Origin of the sequence: Kitasatospora sp. NPDC093102, assembly GCF_040683915.1 — a bacterium.
GTDB lineage: Bacteria > Actinomycetota > Actinomycetes > Streptomycetales > Streptomycetaceae > Kitasatospora.
This window is the reverse complement of sequence record NZ_JBFBFA010000008.1, coordinates 96,806-114,467: the sequence shown is the minus strand read 5'-3', so window position 1 is coordinate 114,467 and position 17,662 is coordinate 96,806. Positions and strand designations below refer to the sequence as shown.

General features: G+C 72.8%; 20 protein-coding genes. 8 read left to right on the top strand and 12 right to left on the bottom strand.

From position 1 onward, the window contains the following. Positions 1–89: 89 nt before the first annotated feature. Positions 90–1,145, top strand: coding sequence for an LLM class flavin-dependent oxidoreductase (locus AB0O11_RS14310; protein ID WP_363385727.1), 1,056 nt, complete (start codon positions 90–92; stop codon positions 1,143–1,145). After that, complete coding sequence (locus tag AB0O11_RS14305; protein WP_363385724.1) at positions 1,142–2,428, top strand: LLM class flavin-dependent oxidoreductase; 1,287 nt, start codon at positions 1,142–1,144, stop codon at positions 2,426–2,428. The genes AB0O11_RS14310 and AB0O11_RS14305 overlap by 4 nt, the downstream gene beginning before the upstream one ends. Before the next feature lie 202 nt (positions 2,429–2,630). Here AB0O11_RS14305 and AB0O11_RS14300 read toward each other — a convergent pair whose 3' ends face one another. Together AB0O11_RS14300 and AB0O11_RS14295 are read right to left on the bottom strand one after the other, a co-directional pair. Beyond that, on the bottom strand, positions 2,631–3,377 hold the full coding sequence (locus tag AB0O11_RS14300) for an MBL fold metallo-hydrolase (protein WP_363385721.1): 747 nt from the start codon (positions 3,375–3,377) through the stop codon (positions 2,631–2,633). A 245-nt stretch (positions 3,378–3,622) separates the two neighbouring features. Further along, positions 3,623–3,814 carry a MarR family transcriptional regulator gene (locus AB0O11_RS14295; protein ID WP_224284985.1) on the bottom strand — a complete coding sequence of 64 codons (192 nt, stop codon included), beginning with the start codon at positions 3,812–3,814 and terminating at the stop codon, positions 3,623–3,625. A 195-nt stretch (positions 3,815–4,009) separates the two neighbouring features. On the opposite strand from AB0O11_RS14295, the gene AB0O11_RS14290 reads away from it, so the two are divergent. Further along, positions 4,010–4,459, top strand: coding sequence for a type II toxin-antitoxin system PemK/MazF family toxin (locus AB0O11_RS14290; protein ID WP_363386093.1), 450 nt, complete (start codon positions 4,010–4,012; stop codon positions 4,457–4,459). Between the two features lie 18 nt (positions 4,460–4,477). On the opposite strand, the gene AB0O11_RS14285 is transcribed toward AB0O11_RS14290, so the two are convergent. The 7 genes from AB0O11_RS14285 to clpS form a co-directional block, all read right to left on the bottom strand. After that, on the bottom strand, positions 4,478–5,446 hold the full coding sequence (locus tag AB0O11_RS14285; RefSeq protein WP_363385717.1) for a cysteine synthase: 969 nt from the start codon (positions 5,444–5,446) through the stop codon (positions 4,478–4,480). A gap of 74 nt (positions 5,447–5,520) precedes the next feature. Then, positions 5,521–5,799 (bottom strand): MoaD/ThiS family protein, encoded by a 279-nt coding sequence (locus tag AB0O11_RS14280; protein ID WP_224282816.1) that lies wholly within the window; start codon positions 5,797–5,799, stop codon positions 5,521–5,523. 132 nt (positions 5,800–5,931) lie between these two features. Next, positions 5,932–6,051, bottom strand: coding sequence for a putative leader peptide (locus AB0O11_RS14275; protein ID WP_310593142.1), 120 nt, complete (start codon positions 6,049–6,051; stop codon positions 5,932–5,934). A gap of 139 nt (positions 6,052–6,190) precedes the next feature. Beyond that, positions 6,191–6,622, bottom strand: coding sequence for a M67 family metallopeptidase (locus AB0O11_RS14270; protein WP_363385714.1), 432 nt, complete (start codon positions 6,620–6,622; stop codon positions 6,191–6,193). A gap of 71 nt (positions 6,623–6,693) precedes the next feature. Then, entirely contained in the window at positions 6,694–8,148 is a 1,455-nt protein-coding gene (locus AB0O11_RS14265) for an amino acid permease (RefSeq protein ID WP_363385711.1), read from the bottom strand. 200 nt (positions 8,149–8,348) lie between these two features. After that, positions 8,349–8,921, bottom strand: a complete 573-nt coding sequence (locus AB0O11_RS14260) for a DUF2017 domain-containing protein (protein WP_363385709.1) — start codon at positions 8,919–8,921, stop codon at positions 8,349–8,351. Between the two features lie 146 nt (positions 8,922–9,067). Then, positions 9,068–9,361: an ATP-dependent Clp protease adapter ClpS gene (gene clpS / locus AB0O11_RS14255; protein ID WP_363385707.1), complete on the bottom strand. Its 294-nt coding sequence runs from the start codon at positions 9,359–9,361 to the stop codon at positions 9,068–9,070. Between the two features lie 139 nt (positions 9,362–9,500). On the opposite strand from clpS, the gene AB0O11_RS14250 reads away from it, so the two are divergent. After that, positions 9,501–10,835: a nicotinate phosphoribosyltransferase gene (locus AB0O11_RS14250; protein ID WP_363385704.1), complete on the top strand. Its 1,335-nt coding sequence runs from the start codon at positions 9,501–9,503 to the stop codon at positions 10,833–10,835. 207 nt (positions 10,836–11,042) lie between these two features. Next, on the top strand, positions 11,043–11,633 hold the full coding sequence (locus AB0O11_RS14245; protein ID WP_363385701.1) for an isochorismatase family protein: 591 nt from the start codon (positions 11,043–11,045) through the stop codon (positions 11,631–11,633). 342 nt (positions 11,634–11,975) lie between these two features. On the opposite strand, the gene AB0O11_RS14240 is transcribed toward AB0O11_RS14245, so the two are convergent. Beyond that, a complete protein-coding gene (locus AB0O11_RS14240) occupies positions 11,976–12,980 on the bottom strand; it encodes a hypothetical protein (protein ID WP_363385698.1) in 1,005 nt (334 codons plus the stop codon). Positions 12,981–13,236: 256 nt separating this feature from the next. Between AB0O11_RS14240 and AB0O11_RS14235 the strand changes: the two genes are divergently transcribed. Together AB0O11_RS14235 and AB0O11_RS14230 are read left to right on the top strand one after the other, a co-directional pair. Next, complete coding sequence (locus tag AB0O11_RS14235) at positions 13,237–13,836, top strand: hypothetical protein (RefSeq protein WP_363385695.1); 600 nt, start codon at positions 13,237–13,239, stop codon at positions 13,834–13,836. 648 nt (positions 13,837–14,484) lie between these two features. Beyond that, a complete protein-coding gene (locus AB0O11_RS14230; RefSeq protein WP_363385692.1) occupies positions 14,485–14,925 on the top strand; it encodes a hypothetical protein in 441 nt (146 codons plus the stop codon). A gap of 45 nt (positions 14,926–14,970) precedes the next feature. On the opposite strand, the gene AB0O11_RS14225 is transcribed toward AB0O11_RS14230, so the two are convergent. Then, positions 14,971–15,570: a DinB family protein gene (locus AB0O11_RS14225; protein ID WP_363385689.1), complete on the bottom strand. Its 600-nt coding sequence runs from the start codon at positions 15,568–15,570 to the stop codon at positions 14,971–14,973. A gap of 228 nt (positions 15,571–15,798) precedes the next feature. Here AB0O11_RS14225 and AB0O11_RS14220 point away from each other — a divergent pair, with 228 nt between their 5' ends. Further along, complete coding sequence (locus AB0O11_RS14220; RefSeq protein ID WP_363385687.1) at positions 15,799–16,380, top strand: GNAT family protein; 582 nt, start codon at positions 15,799–15,801, stop codon at positions 16,378–16,380. Here AB0O11_RS14220 and mycP read toward each other — a convergent pair. Continuing rightward, on the bottom strand, positions 16,374–17,468 hold the full coding sequence (gene mycP, locus AB0O11_RS14215) for a type VII secretion-associated serine protease mycosin (RefSeq protein WP_363385684.1): 1,095 nt from the start codon (positions 17,466–17,468) through the stop codon (positions 16,374–16,376). The two genes, AB0O11_RS14220 and mycP, sit on opposite strands and share 7 nt — an antisense overlap. Positions 17,469–17,662: the final 194 nt, after the last annotated feature.

The following is a 17,662-nucleotide window of genomic DNA, read 5'->3' as shown; positions in this document are numbered from 1 at the left end:
CCACCGCGCGTCGGCGTGCCCCCGCGCACCCGTCTCCGCACGGGTGCGCCGGTGCCCGCACGCGTCCGCACGAGGAAGTCAGGCTCACCATGCCCCGCCAGTTGCACCTGTCCGCAGCCCTCGACAGCCCCGGCCGTTTCGACGCCGGGCACTACACCTCCCTCGCCCGCCTCGCCGAGCGGGCCACCCTGGACTTCGTCACCCTCGACGACTCCTTCGCCCCCGCGCCGAGCCGTCCCGACGCGCTCGCCACCCTCGCCCGGATCGCCCCGCCGACCAGCCGGGTCGGGCTGGTGCCGACCGTCACCACCACCCACACCGAGCCCTTCCACACCTCGATCTCGGTCAACACCCTGGACTGGGCCAGCGAGGGCCGGGCGGGCTGGCTGGTCGGCGTCTCCGCGACCGAGGCCGAGGCGCGGGCCTTCGGCCGCCGGCCGGTCGCCGCCGAGGACGAGCTGTGGGCCGAGGCCGCCGACGCCGTCGAGGTGGCCGCCCGGCTCTGGGACAGCTGGGAGGACGACGCGGAGATCCGCGACACCGCCACCGGGCGGTTCATCGACCGCGACAAGCTGCACTACATCGACTTCGAGGGCCCGCACTTCTCGGTCCGCGGCCCGTCCGTCACCCCACGCCCGCCGCAGGGCCGCCCGGTGGTCGCGGTACCGGTCGCCGCCGCCGACCTCGCACCGGACGCCTCCCCCGGCGGGCGCGCCCGGGTCGCCGCCGCGATCCGGCACGCCGACGTCGTGCTGCTCGACGCCCCCGACCCCGCCACCCGGCTGACCGCCGCCACCGAACTGCGGCTGCGGGCCGGCGAGGGCCTGCGCATCCTCGCCCGGCTCGATCCCGCCCTGTCCGCCCTGCCCGACCGGGCCGCCGACGAGCGGCTGCTCACCGAGCTCACCGCGACCGGCACCGGCGTCGACGGCTTCCACCTCTCCCCCGCCGACCCGCCGCGCGACCTGGCCGCACTGGCCGACCGGATCGCCCCCGCCCTGCGCGCCGCCGGACTGCTGCGCGCCGAGTACACCGGCCGCACCCTGCGCGAGCACCTCGGCCTGGCCCGCCCGGCCAGCCGCTACGCCGCCCGCCCCGCCGACGCCTCCACCGCTTCCCCCGCCCTCGCCGAGGTGACCCGATGACGGACCGACCGCTCAAGCAGATCCACCTCGCCGCGCACTTCCCCGGCGTCAACAACACCACCGTCTGGAGCGACCCGGCCGCCGGCAGCCACATCGAGTTCTCCTCCTTCCGCCACCTCGCGCAGACCGCCGAACGCGGGAAGTTCGACTTCTTCTTCCTCGCCGAGGGCCTGCGACTGCGCGAGACCAAGGGCCTCATCCACGACCTCGACGTGGTCGGCCGCCCCGAGTCGATCACCGTGCTGAACGCGCTGGCCGCCGTCACCGAGCGGCTCGGACTGGCCGCCACCGTCAACGCGACCTTCAACGAGCCGTACGAGCTCGCCCGCCGCTTCGCCTCGCTGGACCACCTCTCCGGCGGCCGCGCGGCCTGGAACGTGGTCACCTCCTCGGACGCCTTCACCGGGGAGAACTTCCGCCGCGGCGGCTACCTGGACCGGGCCGACCGCTACACCCGGGCCGCCGAATTCGTCCAGCTGGCACGGGAGTTCTGGGACGCCGGGGAGGAGCCCGTCCGGCACTCGGGACCGCAGTTCGAGGTCGAGGGCCGGCTCTCCCTGCCGCGCCCGCCGCAGGGCCACCCGGTGGTGATCCAGGCCGGTGACTCCGACGAGGGACGTGAGTTCGCCGCCGCCACCGCCGACGTGGTCTTCTCCCGGCACTCCACCCTCGCCGACGGCCGGGCCTTCCACGCCGACGTCAAGCGCCGGCTCGCCGCGTACGGACGCAAGCCGGACGAGCTGAAGATCATGCCCGGGGTCACCTTCGTCCTCGGCGACACCGACACCGAGGCGGCCGAACGGGCCCACGAGATCCGCCGGGCCCAGGTCGGTCCGCAGACCGCCATCGCCTTCCTGGAGCAGGTCTGGGGCGTCGACCTGTCCGGCCACGACCCGGACGGCCCGCTGCCGGCCGTCGACCCCGACCCCGACAGCGGCCTGGTCCAGGGCCGGGTCCGGCACGCCGACCCGGTGGCCGTCGCCGAGCGGTGGCGGGCGGTGGCCGCGGAGAAGAAGCTGACCAGCCGCGAACTGGTGATCGAGCTGACCGGCCGGCAGTCCTTCATCGGCTCGCCGGCCACCGTCGCCGCGCAGATCGACCACTTCGTGCAGAACGACGCGGCCGACGGCTTCATCCTCGTCCCCCACCTCACCCCGGGCGGCCTGGACGAGTTCGTCGACCGGGTGGTGCCGCTGCTCCAGGAGCGCGGGGTGTTCCGCACCGACTACACCGGCCCCACCCTGCGGGACCACCTCGGGCTGCCCGTCCCCGGACGGCGCTGACCGGAGAGGGAAGCGCCGGATCCGCCGGACCGGCCGCCGGCAGGCACAGCACGGCGATCCGGCGGCCGGTCATCTCCGCTTCTCCCGCGCCGAGTTCGGTTGACCGCGCGGCCCGCCCGGGCGTTCCGGACGGGCCGCGCACGGCGGTCGGTCAGCTGGTGCGGCGACGACGGCTCAGGACGGTGGAACCCCGCCGGCCTGCTCAGACCTCGTACACCGCACCGGCCCGGGCGATCTCGACCGGACCGGGGTAGACGGCCGCGGCGTCCCGGCGGTTGTGCTCGGCGTCGGTCCACGGGGGGATGTGGGTGAGGACGAGCCGGCGGGCGCCGGCCGCGGCGGCGTGCTCGCCCGCCTCGCGGCCGTTGAGGTGGACGGCCTGGTAGGTGTCGCGCCCGTCGATGTACGCGGCCTCGCAGAGGAAGAGGTCGGTGTCGCGGGCGAGTTCGACGAGTTCGGCGCTCTCGCCGGTGTCCCCGCTGTAGACCAGCGAGCGGCCGCCGTGCTCCAGCCGGAAGGCGAAGGCGTCGACGGGGTGGTTGACCTGGGCGACGCCGATCCGGAACGGGCCGAGCTCGAAGCTGCCGGGGGTGAGGGTGCGGAACTCGAACACCTCCTTCATGCCGGGGTTCTCCGGCATGTCGTAGGCGCGGGCGAGCCGCTCGGCGGTGCCGGCCGGACCGTACACGGGCAGCAGTTCGGGGCAGCCCTCGGCGCGGTAGTTGCGGGCCACCCAGTAGGCGCACAGGTCGACGCAGTGGTCGGCGTGCAGGTGGCTGAGCAGGACGGCGTCGACGTCGTAGAGGCCGGTGTACTTCTGGAGGGCGCCGAGGGCTCCGTTGCCGAGGTCGAGGACGACGCGGAAGCCCTCGGCCTCGACCAGGTAGCTGGAGCAGGGCGAGTCGGCGGACGGGAAGCTCCCCGAACACCCCACCACGGTCAGTTTCATCCGAGCCCCTCCGCCCCGACACATCCTGGCTGCTGCTGGAAAACGGCATCGCCGTCCTCCACCGGAACCGCATGGAAAACAGCATGGAAAACGGCAGGCCGGGGCCGGTGGACCGGCCGGTGGCACTGCATTGGTGTGTCGAGGGTAAGGGCGGAGCGGCACTTTGCCCCCGTCTCCGTGCCGGGCTGTGGGCGGAATCACCAGAACGCCGGGAGCGGGAGCGGGGGCGGTTGACGGGCCGGGGATCAGCGGCGGCCGGGCCGGTTTCGGGCCCAGCTGCGGATGGTGGAGGGGTACCAGCGCGGGTGGCCGTTGCCGTCGATCACGTCCGGGTCGGGCAGCAGCCGGTGCCGGCGGTAGCTGCGGACGGTCGCGGGCCGGACGTTGATGTGACGGGCGATCTCGGCGCAGGACCACAGCTCGGGGCCACGGGTCACGGGGGCACCTCCGGGGACGGGGGCGGACGTTCGTGACGCAGCCTGGCCGGGCCGGTCGGGGCTCCGTGCGCAGAACGGGCATTGTGGCAGTTCCGTGACGAACCGGGGGCAATGCGCGGACAATTGCCCAATCGTCACAGCCGTCACGGTGGTGGCGTTCACCCTCGGCCCGGTACGGTTCGCCGCATGAACGGCATGACCGCTACCTGGCTCGTCCTGTCGCTGCTGGGCGTCGCGCTGCTGGCCGCCGCCGCGGCGGCGCTGGTGCGGCGCACCCGTCCGGCCCCGCGCCCGGCCGGGCCGACCGGTCCGCGGCCGCGGACGGGGGCCGGCCCGGAACCGCAGGAGATCTGGTGGGCGCAGGTGCCGTTCGAGGACGGGCCCGGGTCCAAGGACCGCCCGTGCCTGGTGCTGCGGGTGCACGGCCGGACCGTCACCGTCGCGAAGATCACCAGCAAGCACCACGCCGAACGCCCGGGCGTGCTGCCACTGCCGCCCGGTTCGGTGGGCGACCGGCAGGGCCGGGCCAGCTGGCTGGAGACCGACGAGCTGCGGGAGGTGCCGCTGTCGGCCTTCCGCCGCCGGGCCGGCGCGGTGGACCGGCAGGTCTGGGACCTCACCCGGAAGGTGCTGGAAGGCCGTTAGGGATTCGTCGGGCGCGCCCTACGCCCAGAGCTGGCCCTGCAGCGCCTCGACCGCGGCCTCGGTGGACTCGGCGGTGTAGATGCCGGTGGACAGGTACTTCCACCCGCCGTCGGCGACCACGAAGACGATGTCCGCTCGCTCCCCCGCGGCCGCCGCCTTGCGGCCGACGCCGATCGCCGCGTGCAGGATGGCGCCGGTCGAGACGCCCGCGAAGATGCCCTCCTGCTGGAGGAGTTCGCGGGTGCGGCGGACGGCGTCCGCGGAGCCGACCGAGAAGCGGGTGGTGAGCACCTCGGCGTCGTACAGCTCGGGGACGAAGCCCTCGTCCAGGTTGCGCAGCCCGTACACCAGGTCGTCGTAGCGCGGCTCGGCGGCGACGATCTTCACGCCGGGGACCTTCTCGCGCAGGTAGCGGCCGACGCCCATCAGGGTGCCGGTGGTGCCGAGGCCGGCCACGAAGTGGGTGACGGTCGGCAGGTCGGCGAGGATCTCGGGGCCGGTGCCGGTGTAGTGGGCGCCCGCGTTGTCGGGGTTGCCGTACTGGTAGAGCATGACCCAGTCGGGGTGCTCGGCGGCGATCTCCTTGGCGATCCGGACGGCGGTGTTGGAGCCGCCGGCGGCCGGGGAGGAGATGATCTCGGCGCCCCACATGCGGAGCAGCTCGCGCCGCTCCTCGCTGGTGTTCTCGGGCATCACGCAGACCATCCGGTAGCCCTTGAGCTTGGCGGCCATGGCCAGCGAGATGCCGGTGTTGCCGCTGGTGGGCTCCAGGATGGTGCAGCCGGGGGTGAGCCGGCCGGCGGCCTCGGCGCGCTCGATCATGTGCAGGGCCGGGCGGTCCTTGATCGAGCCGGTGGGGTTGCGGTCCTCCAGCTTGGCCCACAGGCTCACCAGGCCCTCGGCGTTGCCGGGGAGGGCGGCGGACAGCCGCGGCAGGCGGACCAGCGGGGTGTTGCCGACGGCTTCGAGCGGGCTGTCGTAACGCAAGGGAGGCCTCCGGCCAAGGCGGTGGGGGTGGAGGGGCGGCTCCCCCGTCGTGGGCGGCGGGGGAGCCCGGGACTTCAGCGGGCGCCGCCGGCCACGGCGGGCAGGATGGTGACGCTGTCGCCGTCGGCGACGGCGGTGGAGATGCCCTCCAGGAAGCGGACGTCCTCGTCGTTCAGGTAGACGTTGACGAAGCGGCGCAGCTCGCCGCCCTCGACCAGGCGGGCGGCGATGCCCGGGTGGCGGGCGTCGAGGTCGGTGAAGAGTTCCCCGAGGTTGCTGCCGTTGCCCTCGACGGCCTTGGCACCGTCGGTGTAGGTGCGGAGGATGGTCGGGATGCGGACCTCGATGGCCATGAGTGCGCTCCTGTGCGAGTCGTGGAGTGGGTGGGCCGCAGCGGACGCGGCAGGGCGGGCGGGCGCCCGGGGGCTCGGGGTGCTCGGCGGCGCCGGAGGGCGGCAGGCCCCGGGCGAGGTGTGAAGCGGCTCTCAGCGCGAGCGCGCGGGCGTACCGGGACAGATCGCGCCGGCGTGCCGGCACAGGTCGATGTGCAGGCGCGCCACGAGGCGGGTGCCCGGGGCCTGAGTGCTCACATCGACGGAACGCATGGGTTCATCGTATAGATTCCCGGGCCCGCTCGGACATGCCCGTCTCGGGATCCGGATGTTCGCGTCCCCAGGGCTGAGACGACGGCGGCCCGCCGCCCCTTCGCGAGGGGTCGGCGGGCCGGGTCCGCGGGGGTGCCGGTCAGGCCGGGTGGGCCTCGACCACCTGCACGTCTTCCTCCGTGATCTCGCCGTCCACGATGCGGAACGAACGGAACTGGTACGGGTCCCCCTCGCCGTTGCCCTCGGCGGTGGAGACCAGGACGTAGTGGGCGAACGGCTCGGAGGCGTAGCTCACGTCGGTGCGCGAGGGGTAGGCCTCGGTGGCGGTGTGCGAGTGGTAGACGATCACCGGCTCCTCGTCCCGGTCGTCCATCTCGCGGTAGAGCTTGAGCAGGTCGCCCGAGTCGAACTCGTAGAAGGTGGGCGAGCGAGCGGCGTTGAGCATCGGGATGAACCGCTCGGGCCGTCCGCTGCCGGCCGGTCCGGCGACCACGCCGCAGGCCTCGTCCGGGTGGTCGGCGCGGGCGTGGGCCACGATCCGGTCGCGGAGTTCTCGGGTGATGGTCAGCATGCGGTCAGGATAGCCACGCCCCGGCGGGCCCAGAACAGGTGTCCGGGCCCGCCGGGGCGTGCGGGGCGCGGTCAGTGTGCGTCCACGTTCCCGTCGCGGGCGGGCGCCCGGTCCGGGGCGGCGCCGTGGACGGCCTGCGGGTCGCGGCGCTTGAGCACCCGGTAGCCGACCACCAGCAGCAGGGCCCAGCCCGGGAAGACGAACAGCGAGACCCGGTTGTCCCGGTCCAGGCCGATCAGCACCACGACCAGGACGAGGAAGGCGAGCGCGCCCTTGCTGACCCAGGCGCCGCCGGGCGCCTTGAAGGTGGGCGGCGGCAGGTGGCCGGCCCGCCAGGCCCGGCGGTAGCGGATCTGGGCGATCAGGATCATCGCCCAGGTCCACAGGCCGCAGACCGTGGCGACCGAGGTGATGTACTCGAACGCCCGTGCCGGGACGACGTAGTTGAGCACCACGCCGACGCCCATCAGCAGGCAGGAGGCGGTGATCGCGAAGGCCGGGGTGCGGCGGGCGTTGAGCCTGGTGAGCCGCCGCGGGGCCTGGCCGCTCAGCGCGAGGTCGCGCAGCATGCGGCCGGTGGAGTACATCCCGGAGTTGCAGGAGGAGAGCGCCGCGGTGAGCACCACGAAGTTGATGATACCGGCCGCCGCCGGGATGCCGATCTTGCCGAAGGCGGCGACGAACGGGCTGACGCCGGGCTGGAATTCGGTCCACGGCACGAGCGAGAGGATGACCACCAGGGCGCCGATGTAGAACAGTGCGATCCGCCAGGGCAGGGTGTTGATGGCGCGCGGCAGGGTCTTCTCGGGATTCTCGCTCTCGCCCGCGGTGACGCCGACCAGCTCGACGCCCAGGTAGGCGAACATGACGATCTGAAGGGTCATCACGGTGGAGCCGATGCCCTGGGGGAAGAAGCCGCCGTCCTGCCAGAGGTGGCCGATCGACGCGGTGTCACCGGCCTTGCTGAAGCCGAGGGTCAGCACCCCGACGCCGATCAGGATCATGCCGATGATGGCGGTGACCTTGACCATGGAGAACCAGAACTCGATCTCGCCGAACAGCTTCACCGAGATCAGGTTGGCCGCGTAGAGCAGGACCAGGAAGGTCAGCGCGCTGATCCACTGCGGTATGTCCGGCGCCCAGAACCGCACGTAGACCGCGGCGGCGGTGGTCTCCGCCATGCCGGTGACGACCCAGAACAGCCAGTACGTCCAGCCGGTCACGTAGCCGGCGAAGGGGCCGAGGAACTCGCGGGCGTACTCGGCGAAGCTACCGGAGACCGGGCGGTAGGTGAGCAGTTCGCCGAGCGCCCGCATGATCACGAAGATCACCAGGCCGGCGACGGCGTAGGAGAGGATCAGGCTCGGGCCGGAGCGGGAGATCGCGGTGCCCGCGCCGAGGAACAGGCCGGTGCCGATCGCGCCGCCGATCGCGATCATCTGGATCTGGCGGCTGCCGAGCCCGCGCTCGTAGCCCTCCTCATCCGGCGTGTTGTCGACCATGTCGTCGTACAACTTCTCGGCCATGGTGCACCGTCCTGGTCGGTCTCGGGGGTGGAGAAGTCGTACCACGCGAAGTTCGGATAACGGTGTCCATCTGAGCGTTATTTGAGCATGACCTGATATGTTTTGCCCGATTTTCATAAGAAATGCCCCGGTCAATCGTCCACATTCTGGACGAAACGACCGGGGCTTGCCCGGAATCGGGCAGGATCTATCGCCAGGCCTCAGTCCGCCATGGCCTCCAGCAGCGACTCCTGGAGGGCGCCCAGCCACAGGTACGCCACCACCAACGGCTTGCGCTCGTCACCGTCCGGCAACTCGTAGAGGCCGTCCTCGTCGTCCTCGGAGACCTCCAGCCGGACGCCGACGGCCAGCCGCAGGTCGTTCAGCGCGCCCAGCCAGCGCAGGCACTCGGGCCCGGCCAGCTTGAGCACCCCACCGCCGCCGAGGCCGTCCAGCGCCCGGACGACGAACAGCGCGTCGTCCCGCTTGCGGGCCCGCAGGTCCAGCTCGGTGAAGCGGCGGAACTCCCCGGACGCGATCCTGGCCTCCTCGTCCTCCGGCTTCTCCGGGTCGCGGTAGGCGTCCGGGAAGAGCCGGGCCAGCACCGGGTCGGCGGGCGCCTCGGTCGGGCCCTCGGCGAACAGCGCGGCCAGCGGGTCGGTGCCCTCCCCGCCCGGGCCGGGGCCGATCAGCTCCAGCAACTGCACTTCCAGCGAGCGCAGGATGGAGGCCTCCCACTCGTCCAGCGCGATCGCCGCGCCGCCACCGCCGGTGCTCTCGAACAACCCAGCCATCTGTATCGGTCAGCCCGTCTTCGTCGTCTTCGGTCGTACGGCCGGCGCTCCGACACCGGTCCGGTCGGTGCCCGGTCGCCCCTGCGCCGGTCGGGTCGGCGTCCGCCCGGCCGGCGCCCGTCCTGCCGGCGCCGGTCGGGTCGGGGTCAGTCGTGCTGCAGCGTCGCCCAGAGGCCGTAGCCGTGCATCGCCTGGACGTCGCGCTCCATCTCCTCGCGGGATCCGCTGGAGACCACTGCCCGGCCCTTGGTGTGGACGTCCATCATCAGCTTCCGGGCCCTGTCCTTCGGGTAGCCGAAGTAGGCCTGGAAGACGTACTGGACATAGCTCATCAGGTTGACCGGGTCGTTGTGCACGATGGTCACCCAGGGCGTGTCCGGTTCGGTCACCGGCAGCCCCTCGACCTCCGGGCGCTCGATCTCCGCGGGCGCGACGCTCACGCCGGTCCTCCTCGCTGCACAGTCGTCCGTAACCCCTCATGCCCCATGCTGCCATCCGGGGGACACCCGAGCGATTCCGGCCCGCCGCAGTCCACGAGAAATCGTCACTCTGACGCTAAGTGGTAGTAGCATCATCCGCATGGACGCCACTTCCGTGCGAGCGGCCGGCTCGACCGCGCTGCTCACCGACCGCTACGAGCTCACCATGCTGCAGGCCGCCCTGCGCAGCGGGGCCGCCCACCGCCGCTCCGTCTTCGAGGTGTTCACCCGCCGCCTGCCGAACGGCCGCCGCTACGGCGTCATGGCCGGCACCGGCCGGGTGCTGGACGCCGTCGAGAACTTCCGCTTCACCACCCCCCAGCTGGACTGGCTGGCCGACCAGGACGTGGTCGACGAGGACACCCTGCGCTTCCTCGCCGACTACCGCTTCCGCGGCGACATCCACGGCTACCCCGAGGGCGAGGTCTACTTCCCCGGCTCGCCGCTGCTCACCGTCGAGGGCAGCTTCGCCGAGGCGGTGATCCTGGAGACGGTGATCCTCTCGATCCTCAACCACGACTCGGCCATCGCGGCCGCCGCCTCCCGGATGACCGCCGCCGCCGGCGGCCGTCCGGTGATCGAGATGGGCGCCCGCCGGGCCCACGAGCAGGCCGCCGTCGCCGCCGCCCGAGCGGCCTACGTGGCCGGCTTCGCCGCCACCTCCGACCTGGAGGCCGGCTTCGCCCACGGCATCCCGACCACCGGCACCGCCGCACACGCCTTCACGCTGGTGCACGACAGCGAGCGGGACGCCTTCACGGCACAGATAGCCTCCATGGGCAAGGGCACCACCCTGCTGGTCGACACCTTCGACCTGCGCGAGGCCGTGCGCACCGCGGTCGAGGTGGCCGGCCCCGAACTCGGCGCCGTCCGGATCGACTCCGGCGACCTCACCCTGCTGGCCCACCGGGTCCGCCGCCAGCTGGACGAACTCGGCGCCGACCGGACCAGGATCATCGTCACCTCGGACCTGGACGAGTACGCGATCGCCGCCCTGGCCGCGGCCCCCGTGGACGGCTACGGCGTCGGCACCAGCCTGGTCACCGGCAGCGGGCACCCGACCTGCGCGATGGTCTACAAGCTGGTCGCCCGGGCCGAGGCCGACGGCGGCCCGATGGTGCCGGTGGCCAAGCGCGCGGCCGGCGGCAAGACCAGCATCGGCGGCCGCAAGTGGGCGGCCCGCCGGCCCGACGCCGACGGCGTGGCCGAGGCCGAGGTGGTCGGCACCGGGCCCGTCCCGGACGAGCTGCGGCCGCACCTCATGCAGGTGCCGCTGGTGGTGGCCGGCGAGACCGTCGGCCGGGAACCGCTGAGCGCCGCCCGCGACCGGCACGTGCGCGCCCGCGCCGCGCTGCCGCTGTCCGCCACCCAGCTGTCCAAGGGCGACCCGGTCCTGCCGACCGAACTGCTCCTGCCCGCCGGGCCGGCCCACTGACCGGAGTCCGGGGCCGGGCCACCGGACCGGCTCCGGGGCTTCCGCCCCCGCCCGCCACTCCCTAGAGTCAGCCGTAGAGTTCCCCGAGTTCCCCCGGAGCTCCCCGAGGACCCCCCGCGCCCGGCACGGCCGGGCCGCGCACTCCCGAGGGCTCCCCCCACCGGGGCGCCGCCTTCCGCGGGCCCCCGAGATCCGAGGATGCGAGTCATGCACCGGGCACTGATCGTCGTCGACGTGCAGAACGACTTCTGCGAGGGCGGCAGCCTGGCCGTCGCCGGCGGCGCCGAGGTGGCCGCCGACATCACCGACCTGATCGCCGAGTCCTCCGCCGGCTACCAGCACATCCTCGCCACCCGCGACCACCACATCGACCCGGGCGACCACTTCTCCGCGGAGCCGGACTACGTCGACAGCTGGCCGCCGCACTGCGTGGCCGGCACCGAGGGTGTGGGCTTCCACCCCAACTTCGCGCCCGCCGTCATCTCCGGCGCGGTCGAGGCGGTCTTCGACAAGGGCGCCCACTCGGCGGCGTACAGCGGCTTCGAGGGGCTGGACGAGAACAACCGCGGCCCGGTGGAGTGGCTGCGCGAACGGCAGGTCGACGAGGTCGACGTGGTCGGCATCGCCACCGACCACTGCGTCCGGGCGACCGCGCTGGACGCCGCCCGGGCGGGCTTCACCACCCGCGTGCTGCTGGACCTCACCGCCGGGGTGAACCCGGAGACCACCGCCGCCGCGCTGGCGGAGCTGCGGGCGGCCGGGGTCGAGCTGGTCGGCACACCGGTGGTCCGTTCGTAGCGGATTCCGGGGCCGTGGTGCGGCTCCGCGGTCGCGGGACCGCAGGGGCTGGTCCGCGGTCGCGGGAGCGTGCTCGCGATGCCGTGGTGCGGCTCCGCGGTCGCGGGAGCGTGCTCGCGGTGCCGTGGTGCGGCTCCGCGGTCGCGGGAGCGTGCTCGCGGTGCCCTGGGTGCGGCTCCGCGGTCGCGGGAGCGTGCTCGCGATGCCGTGGTGCGGCTCCGCGGTCGCGGGAGCGTGCTCGCGGTGCCCTGGGTGCGGCTCCGCGGTCGCGGGAGCGTGCTCGCGGTGCCCTGGGTGCGGCTCCGCGGTCCGGCCGGGTTCCGGGCGGCCGGCGCCGGCCGCTCAGACGACCAGCAGCTCCACCACGTCCGTCCCGCCGACCCGGTACGCCTCGCGCAGTTCGCCGCCGACCGCGTCCGGGTCGGCTGCCAGCCCGGCCCCGGAGACGTACACCACCCGGATGCCCAGGTACTCCATCCGGTGCTGACCGCCACGCACCCAGGCGGCCTCGCCCTCGCTCACGCAGCGCAGCTCCGAGTCCACCTCCACCGCGACGCCCCGCTCCGGCCAGTAGAGGTCCGGGACGGCGATGTACGTGCCGCCGCGCATCCGCAGCTCGGGTGCGTTCAGCGGGGCGGGCAGCAGCCACTCGTCCACCAGGTGTCCGAGCTGCTCCAGCAGCAAGTCGCGCTCGGCGGCGAGCAGTTCGTCCAGCGCGGCCCGCACCCGCGGCTCGCCGGTCAGCCCGGAATCGGTCAGCTCGACCACCAACTCCCTTGCCGTGCAGAGGTTGTCGGGCAGGGCGACGGCCTCCCGCAGCACCTCGCGCACCGGCGCCGGGTGCCCCGGCTCCGCCGTCCACTCGGCCAACGCGTCGGCGACCGCCCGGGCCACCGGCGCACAGGCCAGCCCATGCACCGAGCGGGCCACCAACTCCCTTTCGGTGCGCCGGATCCGCACCTCGCCGATGTCCTTCAGCCGGCGCTGCCGGGGCACCAGGACGTCCACTTCGGTCACCGCGGGCAGCCGGGGCACGACGGTGAAGCCGTACAGGGACAGCGCGGCCGCGCCGGTGATCACCGCGCCCTCCCGGCGGCCCTCCTCGCGGCCGTTCTGCGCGGCGTACAGCAGCGCGGCCCACATCCGTTGCTCCGGGGTGGGTTCGGCGGACTGCAGCAGGTAGACCCGGGGCAGCATCCGCCGCCAGGGGCCGCCCCGGCGGCAGTGCTCGGTGATGATCCGGGCCGGCACGCCCCGGGCGCGCAGCTGGCTCGCGGTGACGACGTTCTGCTGACGCTTCGCCAGTTCCTCCAGGGACGGCGGCGGCGACGGAATCCGGTAGCTCATGCCGACACCATCCCCAACCGCCCGGACCTGCGACCGGGGGCCTGATGCACTGTTACTCAACCGTCGCGAAACCGGGATCAGCCCGCACTAAAGTCCTCATACCCTCACTCATTTGGAGTAATTGACGCTCATCAGGTTGTCATATGTGATCGAAAGCGATCGCCGACCTGGCCGCCTGACCCAGAGTGACCAAGGGCATACGGCGAGGGACCCTCAAGGCGTCAATCGCACCCCGGGGATTGCCTAGGCTTACGTCATGTCACGTGACGAGACCGCCGGCCTCCGCGCGGCCCAGCTCCGCCTCGGCCGCCTGCCCGGATACGTCCGCCGCCCGGACCCCGCCCGTCGCAGCGGCGAGAAGGGCCATACGTACAAGAAGGGCTGGGAGGTCCGCTTCACCGCCCGCAGTGAGGCCGAGATAGCAGAGATCCGCGACCTCGTGGTCGCCGCCGGGTTCGCCCCGGCCAGACCCTTCTTCAAGGGCCACCAACTCATCCAGCCCGTCTACGGCATGGCGGCCGTGCAGGCCTACCTGGCCGCCAGACAGGCCGCCGAGGAACACGCCGCCCGGGCCGCGCTCGGCCGCCGACGACGATCGGCGGGGCTGACCGCCGGGGGGCACTCCTCCGGGGCCCTCACGGGCGGCGGGCACGCCCCCGGGGCACACGCCGCGGGTGCGGCGCACCGGTGCGAGCGCGAGGAGGCCGCCGCCGGAGCAGCCGCGGCGGCTGCGGCCGCGGCTGCCGCAGCGGCACAGGCGGCCCGGCGACGAGCCGTCGAGGCGTTCCCCACCCAGGTCGAGCGGGACACCGCCGCCGACCGGATCTCCCCCACGGAGGCCCGGACGACCTCCTGACGGGCGGTCGCTCCGCCCCTCCCGCCCCGGCCGGTCCGGTCGAAGGCCGCCGGGGCGCGGTCGATGTGCACGGTGGCCGCCGGCAGTTGCGGGACCATCCGGACCGGCGCCCGCTCCACCGCCCCGGGGCGCGGCAAGCGCCCGTCCGGCGGATCCGCAGCGCGCCCGTCCCGCACACGCCGTCCACCCGCACTGCTCGGCCGTCACCGTGGTGACGACCACGACCCCGTCCGTGGTGATCTTTGCGGTGATCGTGAGTGCGGTTGTGCGGGTGGTTGTGCGGGTGGTTGTGCGGGCGCAGGTTCGCGCCCCGAGCGTGGACGCCAGCCTCCCCAGGGCCTACGGTGACACATCAACTGCCTTGCAGCCGCAGCCGCCCTACGGCGCCTGGCCAGCTGCGACACGCTCGCACCTACGACTCCCCCGCCACTGCGCAGCACTGCCCCGCCGGCCCTCGCCGGCCCTCGCCGGCCCCCCGCCCGGCCGTCCCGCCGCCGCACCCCGTGCCGGTCGCCACCGGAACCGGCCTGGCGGCGACGGGTTCCGGGCATTCCATCGGATTGGTCACCCAGCGCACCGAGGGCCTACCGTAGAGTGAGCACAGATGATCGACCGCCAGAAACCCATCTCCCTTTCCGAGAAGCCGAGATGACCAACCGTCACGAGAGTTCCGCCGAGCCGCCCCCGGGGCCCGGCGAGCCGGTGGACGTACCACTGGAGTTCACCGCGTTCTGCGAACTCCACCGCCCCCGGTACCTCAGCTACGCGCGCGTGTGGCTGACCGAGCACAGCGCCGCGGCCATCGCCGTCCAGCAGGCCTTCGCGGAAATCGCGGTGAACTGGCGGGAGTTGATGGGCAGCTCCAACCCGACCGCGCACGCCTGGGAGATCCTGCGCGGCACCGTCGCCGAACACACCCGCCAGGTGACCGCCGACCCGGACCGCCACCCGGCCGACGACGACCTGGCGATCCTGCACTACGTCGTCGGCCTCGCCGCCCCCGAGATCGCCGACGTCATCGGCACCGACGCCGCCAGCGTCGCCGGACGGCTGCGCCGCACCATGCTGCGGGAGGCTTCCGGCTGGTGACCCGGCAGCCCTGCCGTTCCGGGGACAGCCCTCCCCGGAAGGGCCTCAGACCCGCTCGCCCGTCACGTCGAACAGGTGGTGCACCGGGTCGTGGATCAGGTACCGGGAGAACGACTCGACCGTGAACCGCGCCCCGTCGCTGCGGTTCCCGGTCCATCCCCACTGCGCGCCGGCCACCCGCTCGAAGGCCGCGGCAAGCGTCTCAGCGGCCTCCGACAACTCCCCGGCCACCACCCGCGGGTCCTGGTCGCCGTAGCGCTCGGAGACGGCCGTCTCGTCCTGGTCCCAGTTGGGGAACAGCGGGCCGTCCTGGCCCAGCATCAGGTCCAGCCGGACGTGGAACAGCCGGAAGACGTCCCGGACGTGGCACGCGTACTCCAGGTCCGACCACACCCCCGGGGCGGGCCGCCGGCGCAGCCCGTCCGTGTCTCCCGCCAGCACGGTCAGCCAGCCCTCCGCATTGGCCCGGACCATCCCGGCGACGTCCTCCCGGACCACTCGCGGGGTGTCCAACCCGCAGTCGGGGCAGGGGCGTTCCAGCACCCAGGTCCAGTCCTTGGTGTCCGGGACGATCCCGTCGTCGGCGGTGGCGGTGGTGGTGACGATCGGCGCGTTCTCGACTGGCGTGCTCTCAGGAGTGCTCATGGGCCCAGCATCTCCACCGCTCGGGGGCGCCCACCAGCGGCAATGACGCCAGCGGTCGCCGAAATGCTGCCACCCCCGGCGCACTCACCCGGCGCAGTCCCCCATCACGCGCCCCCATCTCCCCGCGCACTCCAGCCCGGCGCGCGCCCGCACACCGTCCGCCACCCACCACCCGCCGAGCCGAAAATACATGGACGAACCGGAAACCGACCGTCCACCCTGGCTACCATGACCGCCGACGCCGCCGATCGCACCGATCTCGCCGCCCTCGCCGTGAAGCCCATCCTGCACGGCCCCACCATCCGGCTCGTCCCCCTCGACGAACGGCACACCGACCCGATGTGGGAACTCTGCGCCGACGAGACGACCAACCGGCTCACCGGCACCCGCACCGTCTTCACCCGCGACCGGATCCACCAGTGGTGCACCACCCGTGCCGAACAGCCCGACCGCCTCGACCTCGCCGTCGAAGACCCCGCCACCGGCCGCTTCCTCGGCGAGACCGCCCTCACCGACGTCGACCCCGACAACTCCTCCGCCAGCTTCCGGATCGCCCTCGCCCCGGACTGCACCGGCCGCGGCATCGGCACCGAGACCACCCTCTTGGTCCTGCGCCACGCCTTCGGGACCATCCGCCTCAACCGCGTCCACCTCGAAGTCTTCGAGTACAACGAACGCGCCGCCCGCTCCTACCGCAAGTCCGGCTTCACCCTCGAAGGCCGCGCCCGCCAGGCCCACCACTGGGACGACCGCTACTGGGACGTCCTCCAGATGGCCGCCCTACGCGACGAATGGCTCGCCACTCACTGATACGGCCTCCGCCGCCGCGCCCGCACCACGAGCGCCACGACAACACCGATCACCAACACCAAACCACCGGCCGCCGCCCCCACAACGACCCCCACCCCGTTCCCGCTGCTCCCCCCACCATCCGCCCCGGGGGCGACAGCCTCCTCCGACGCCCCATCCGTCGGATCGTCCACCGGCGGCGCCCCCTGCGACTCCTTCCGCCCCACCAACGGATTCTCGCGAGGCCCGTTGTCCACGGCAGGATTCGCCTGCAACGCCTTCGCCGGCGCCAGGACCCCGTACCCGTACCGGTCGTTCGGCACCGCAGACCCGTCAGCCGGAGGAGTGGCCGTCTTGATCATCCGATTGACCACCTGCCCGGCCGACAGGTTCGGGTACTTGGCCCTGATCAACGCCGCAGTGGCGGACACGTAGGCGGTGGAATCCGAGGTGCCGTTGGCCACTCCGTACCCTGCCGAGGACTTCGCACTCGCCCGGTAGACCTCCGCTCCGGGAGCTGTCAGCGTGGTCTCCGGTCCGTACGTCGACTTCTCCCACAGGTGTCCCTGCCGATCCACCGCACCAACCGCCACCACACCCGGAAACGCCGCCGGGTATTCAACCGGCGCAGCCTGTTGTCCGCTGTTCCCGTTGGACGCGACGAGGACCACATCATGGTCGACGGCGTACTTGACCGCCGCCCTGGTCTCCTGATCGGTCCCCGAGTAACCGCCAATCGACATGTTGATCACCTTGGCACCGCGGTCCACTGCGAACCGGATCCCCTTTGCCAAACCACTCTGCGCCACGGTGTCCGTGGAGGTCCAGCTCACCCTCACTGGAAGGACCTTGACCTTGGGCGCCAGTCCCATGATTCCCGCATTGTCACCATGTCCATGGCCTGCGATGAGGCTGGCCATCCCGGTGCCATGGCCATCCTTGTCGACCGTGCCGTCGCTGCCCTCGCCAGTGAAGTCGGCGCCGGGCAGGATCTGACCAACCAGATCCTGATGGTCCTTCATCACGCCGCTGTCGATGACGGCGACGGTGACACCGTTGCCCTGCGACACCGGCCACAGCACACTGTCGGCTCGGTAGCTGGCCAGCACCCATTGGGCGTCACGGGTGCCGTCCGCACAGGCCGGCCCTGCCCCGATCGCAGCGGCCAGGCAGCCTGCTGTCAGCGCAGCCGCCCCACGTCCAAGCCGCCAGTCTCCCAAGGCCGGTCACCTCACTCAGCACGGCGGTAGCCCACTGTGGTCCACAAACCACGAAGGCCCCGATCGAATCACCTGGTCTCTGA

Excerpts from the sequence above, each read along its gene's own strand:
- AB0O11_RS14235 (WP_363385695.1), top strand. The coding sequence starts at position 13,237 with ATGTCACGTGACGAGACCGCCGGCCTCCGCGCGGCCCAGCTCCGCCTC.
- AB0O11_RS14275 (WP_310593142.1), bottom strand. The coding sequence starts at position 6,051 with ATGCGTTCCGTCGATGTGAGCACTCAGGCCCCGGGCACCCGCCTCGTG.
- AB0O11_RS14305 (WP_363385724.1), top strand. The coding sequence starts at position 1,142 with ATGACGGACCGACCGCTCAAGCAGATCCACCTCGCCGCGCACTTCCCC.
- AB0O11_RS14230 (WP_363385692.1), top strand. The coding sequence starts at position 14,485 with ATGACCAACCGTCACGAGAGTTCCGCCGAGCCGCCCCCGGGGCCCGGC.
- AB0O11_RS14260 (WP_363385709.1), bottom strand. The coding sequence starts at position 8,921 with ATGGCTGGGTTGTTCGAGAGCACCGGCGGTGGCGGCGCGGCGATCGCG.
- AB0O11_RS14290 (WP_363386093.1), top strand. The coding sequence starts at position 4,010 with ATGACCGCTACCTGGCTCGTCCTGTCGCTGCTGGGCGTCGCGCTGCTG.
- AB0O11_RS14280 (WP_224282816.1), bottom strand. The coding sequence starts at position 5,799 with ATGGCCATCGAGGTCCGCATCCCGACCATCCTCCGCACCTACACCGAC.
- AB0O11_RS14245 (WP_363385701.1), top strand. The coding sequence starts at position 11,043 with ATGCACCGGGCACTGATCGTCGTCGACGTGCAGAACGACTTCTGCGAG.
- AB0O11_RS14220 (WP_363385687.1), top strand. The coding sequence starts at position 15,799 with ATGACCGCCGACGCCGCCGATCGCACCGATCTCGCCGCCCTCGCCGTG.
- AB0O11_RS14240 (WP_363385698.1), bottom strand. The coding sequence starts at position 12,980 with ATGAGCTACCGGATTCCGTCGCCGCCGCCGTCCCTGGAGGAACTGGCG.
- AB0O11_RS14265 (WP_363385711.1), bottom strand. The coding sequence starts at position 8,148 with ATGGCCGAGAAGTTGTACGACGACATGGTCGACAACACGCCGGATGAG.
- AB0O11_RS14270 (WP_363385714.1), bottom strand. The coding sequence starts at position 6,622 with ATGCTGACCATCACCCGAGAACTCCGCGACCGGATCGTGGCCCACGCC.
- AB0O11_RS14225 (WP_363385689.1), bottom strand. The coding sequence starts at position 15,570 with ATGAGCACTCCTGAGAGCACGCCAGTCGAGAACGCGCCGATCGTCACC.
- AB0O11_RS14310 (WP_363385727.1), top strand. The coding sequence starts at position 90 with ATGCCCCGCCAGTTGCACCTGTCCGCAGCCCTCGACAGCCCCGGCCGT.
- AB0O11_RS14300 (WP_363385721.1), bottom strand. The coding sequence starts at position 3,377 with ATGAAACTGACCGTGGTGGGGTGTTCGGGGAGCTTCCCGTCCGCCGAC.
- AB0O11_RS14250 (WP_363385704.1), top strand. The coding sequence starts at position 9,501 with ATGGACGCCACTTCCGTGCGAGCGGCCGGCTCGACCGCGCTGCTCACC.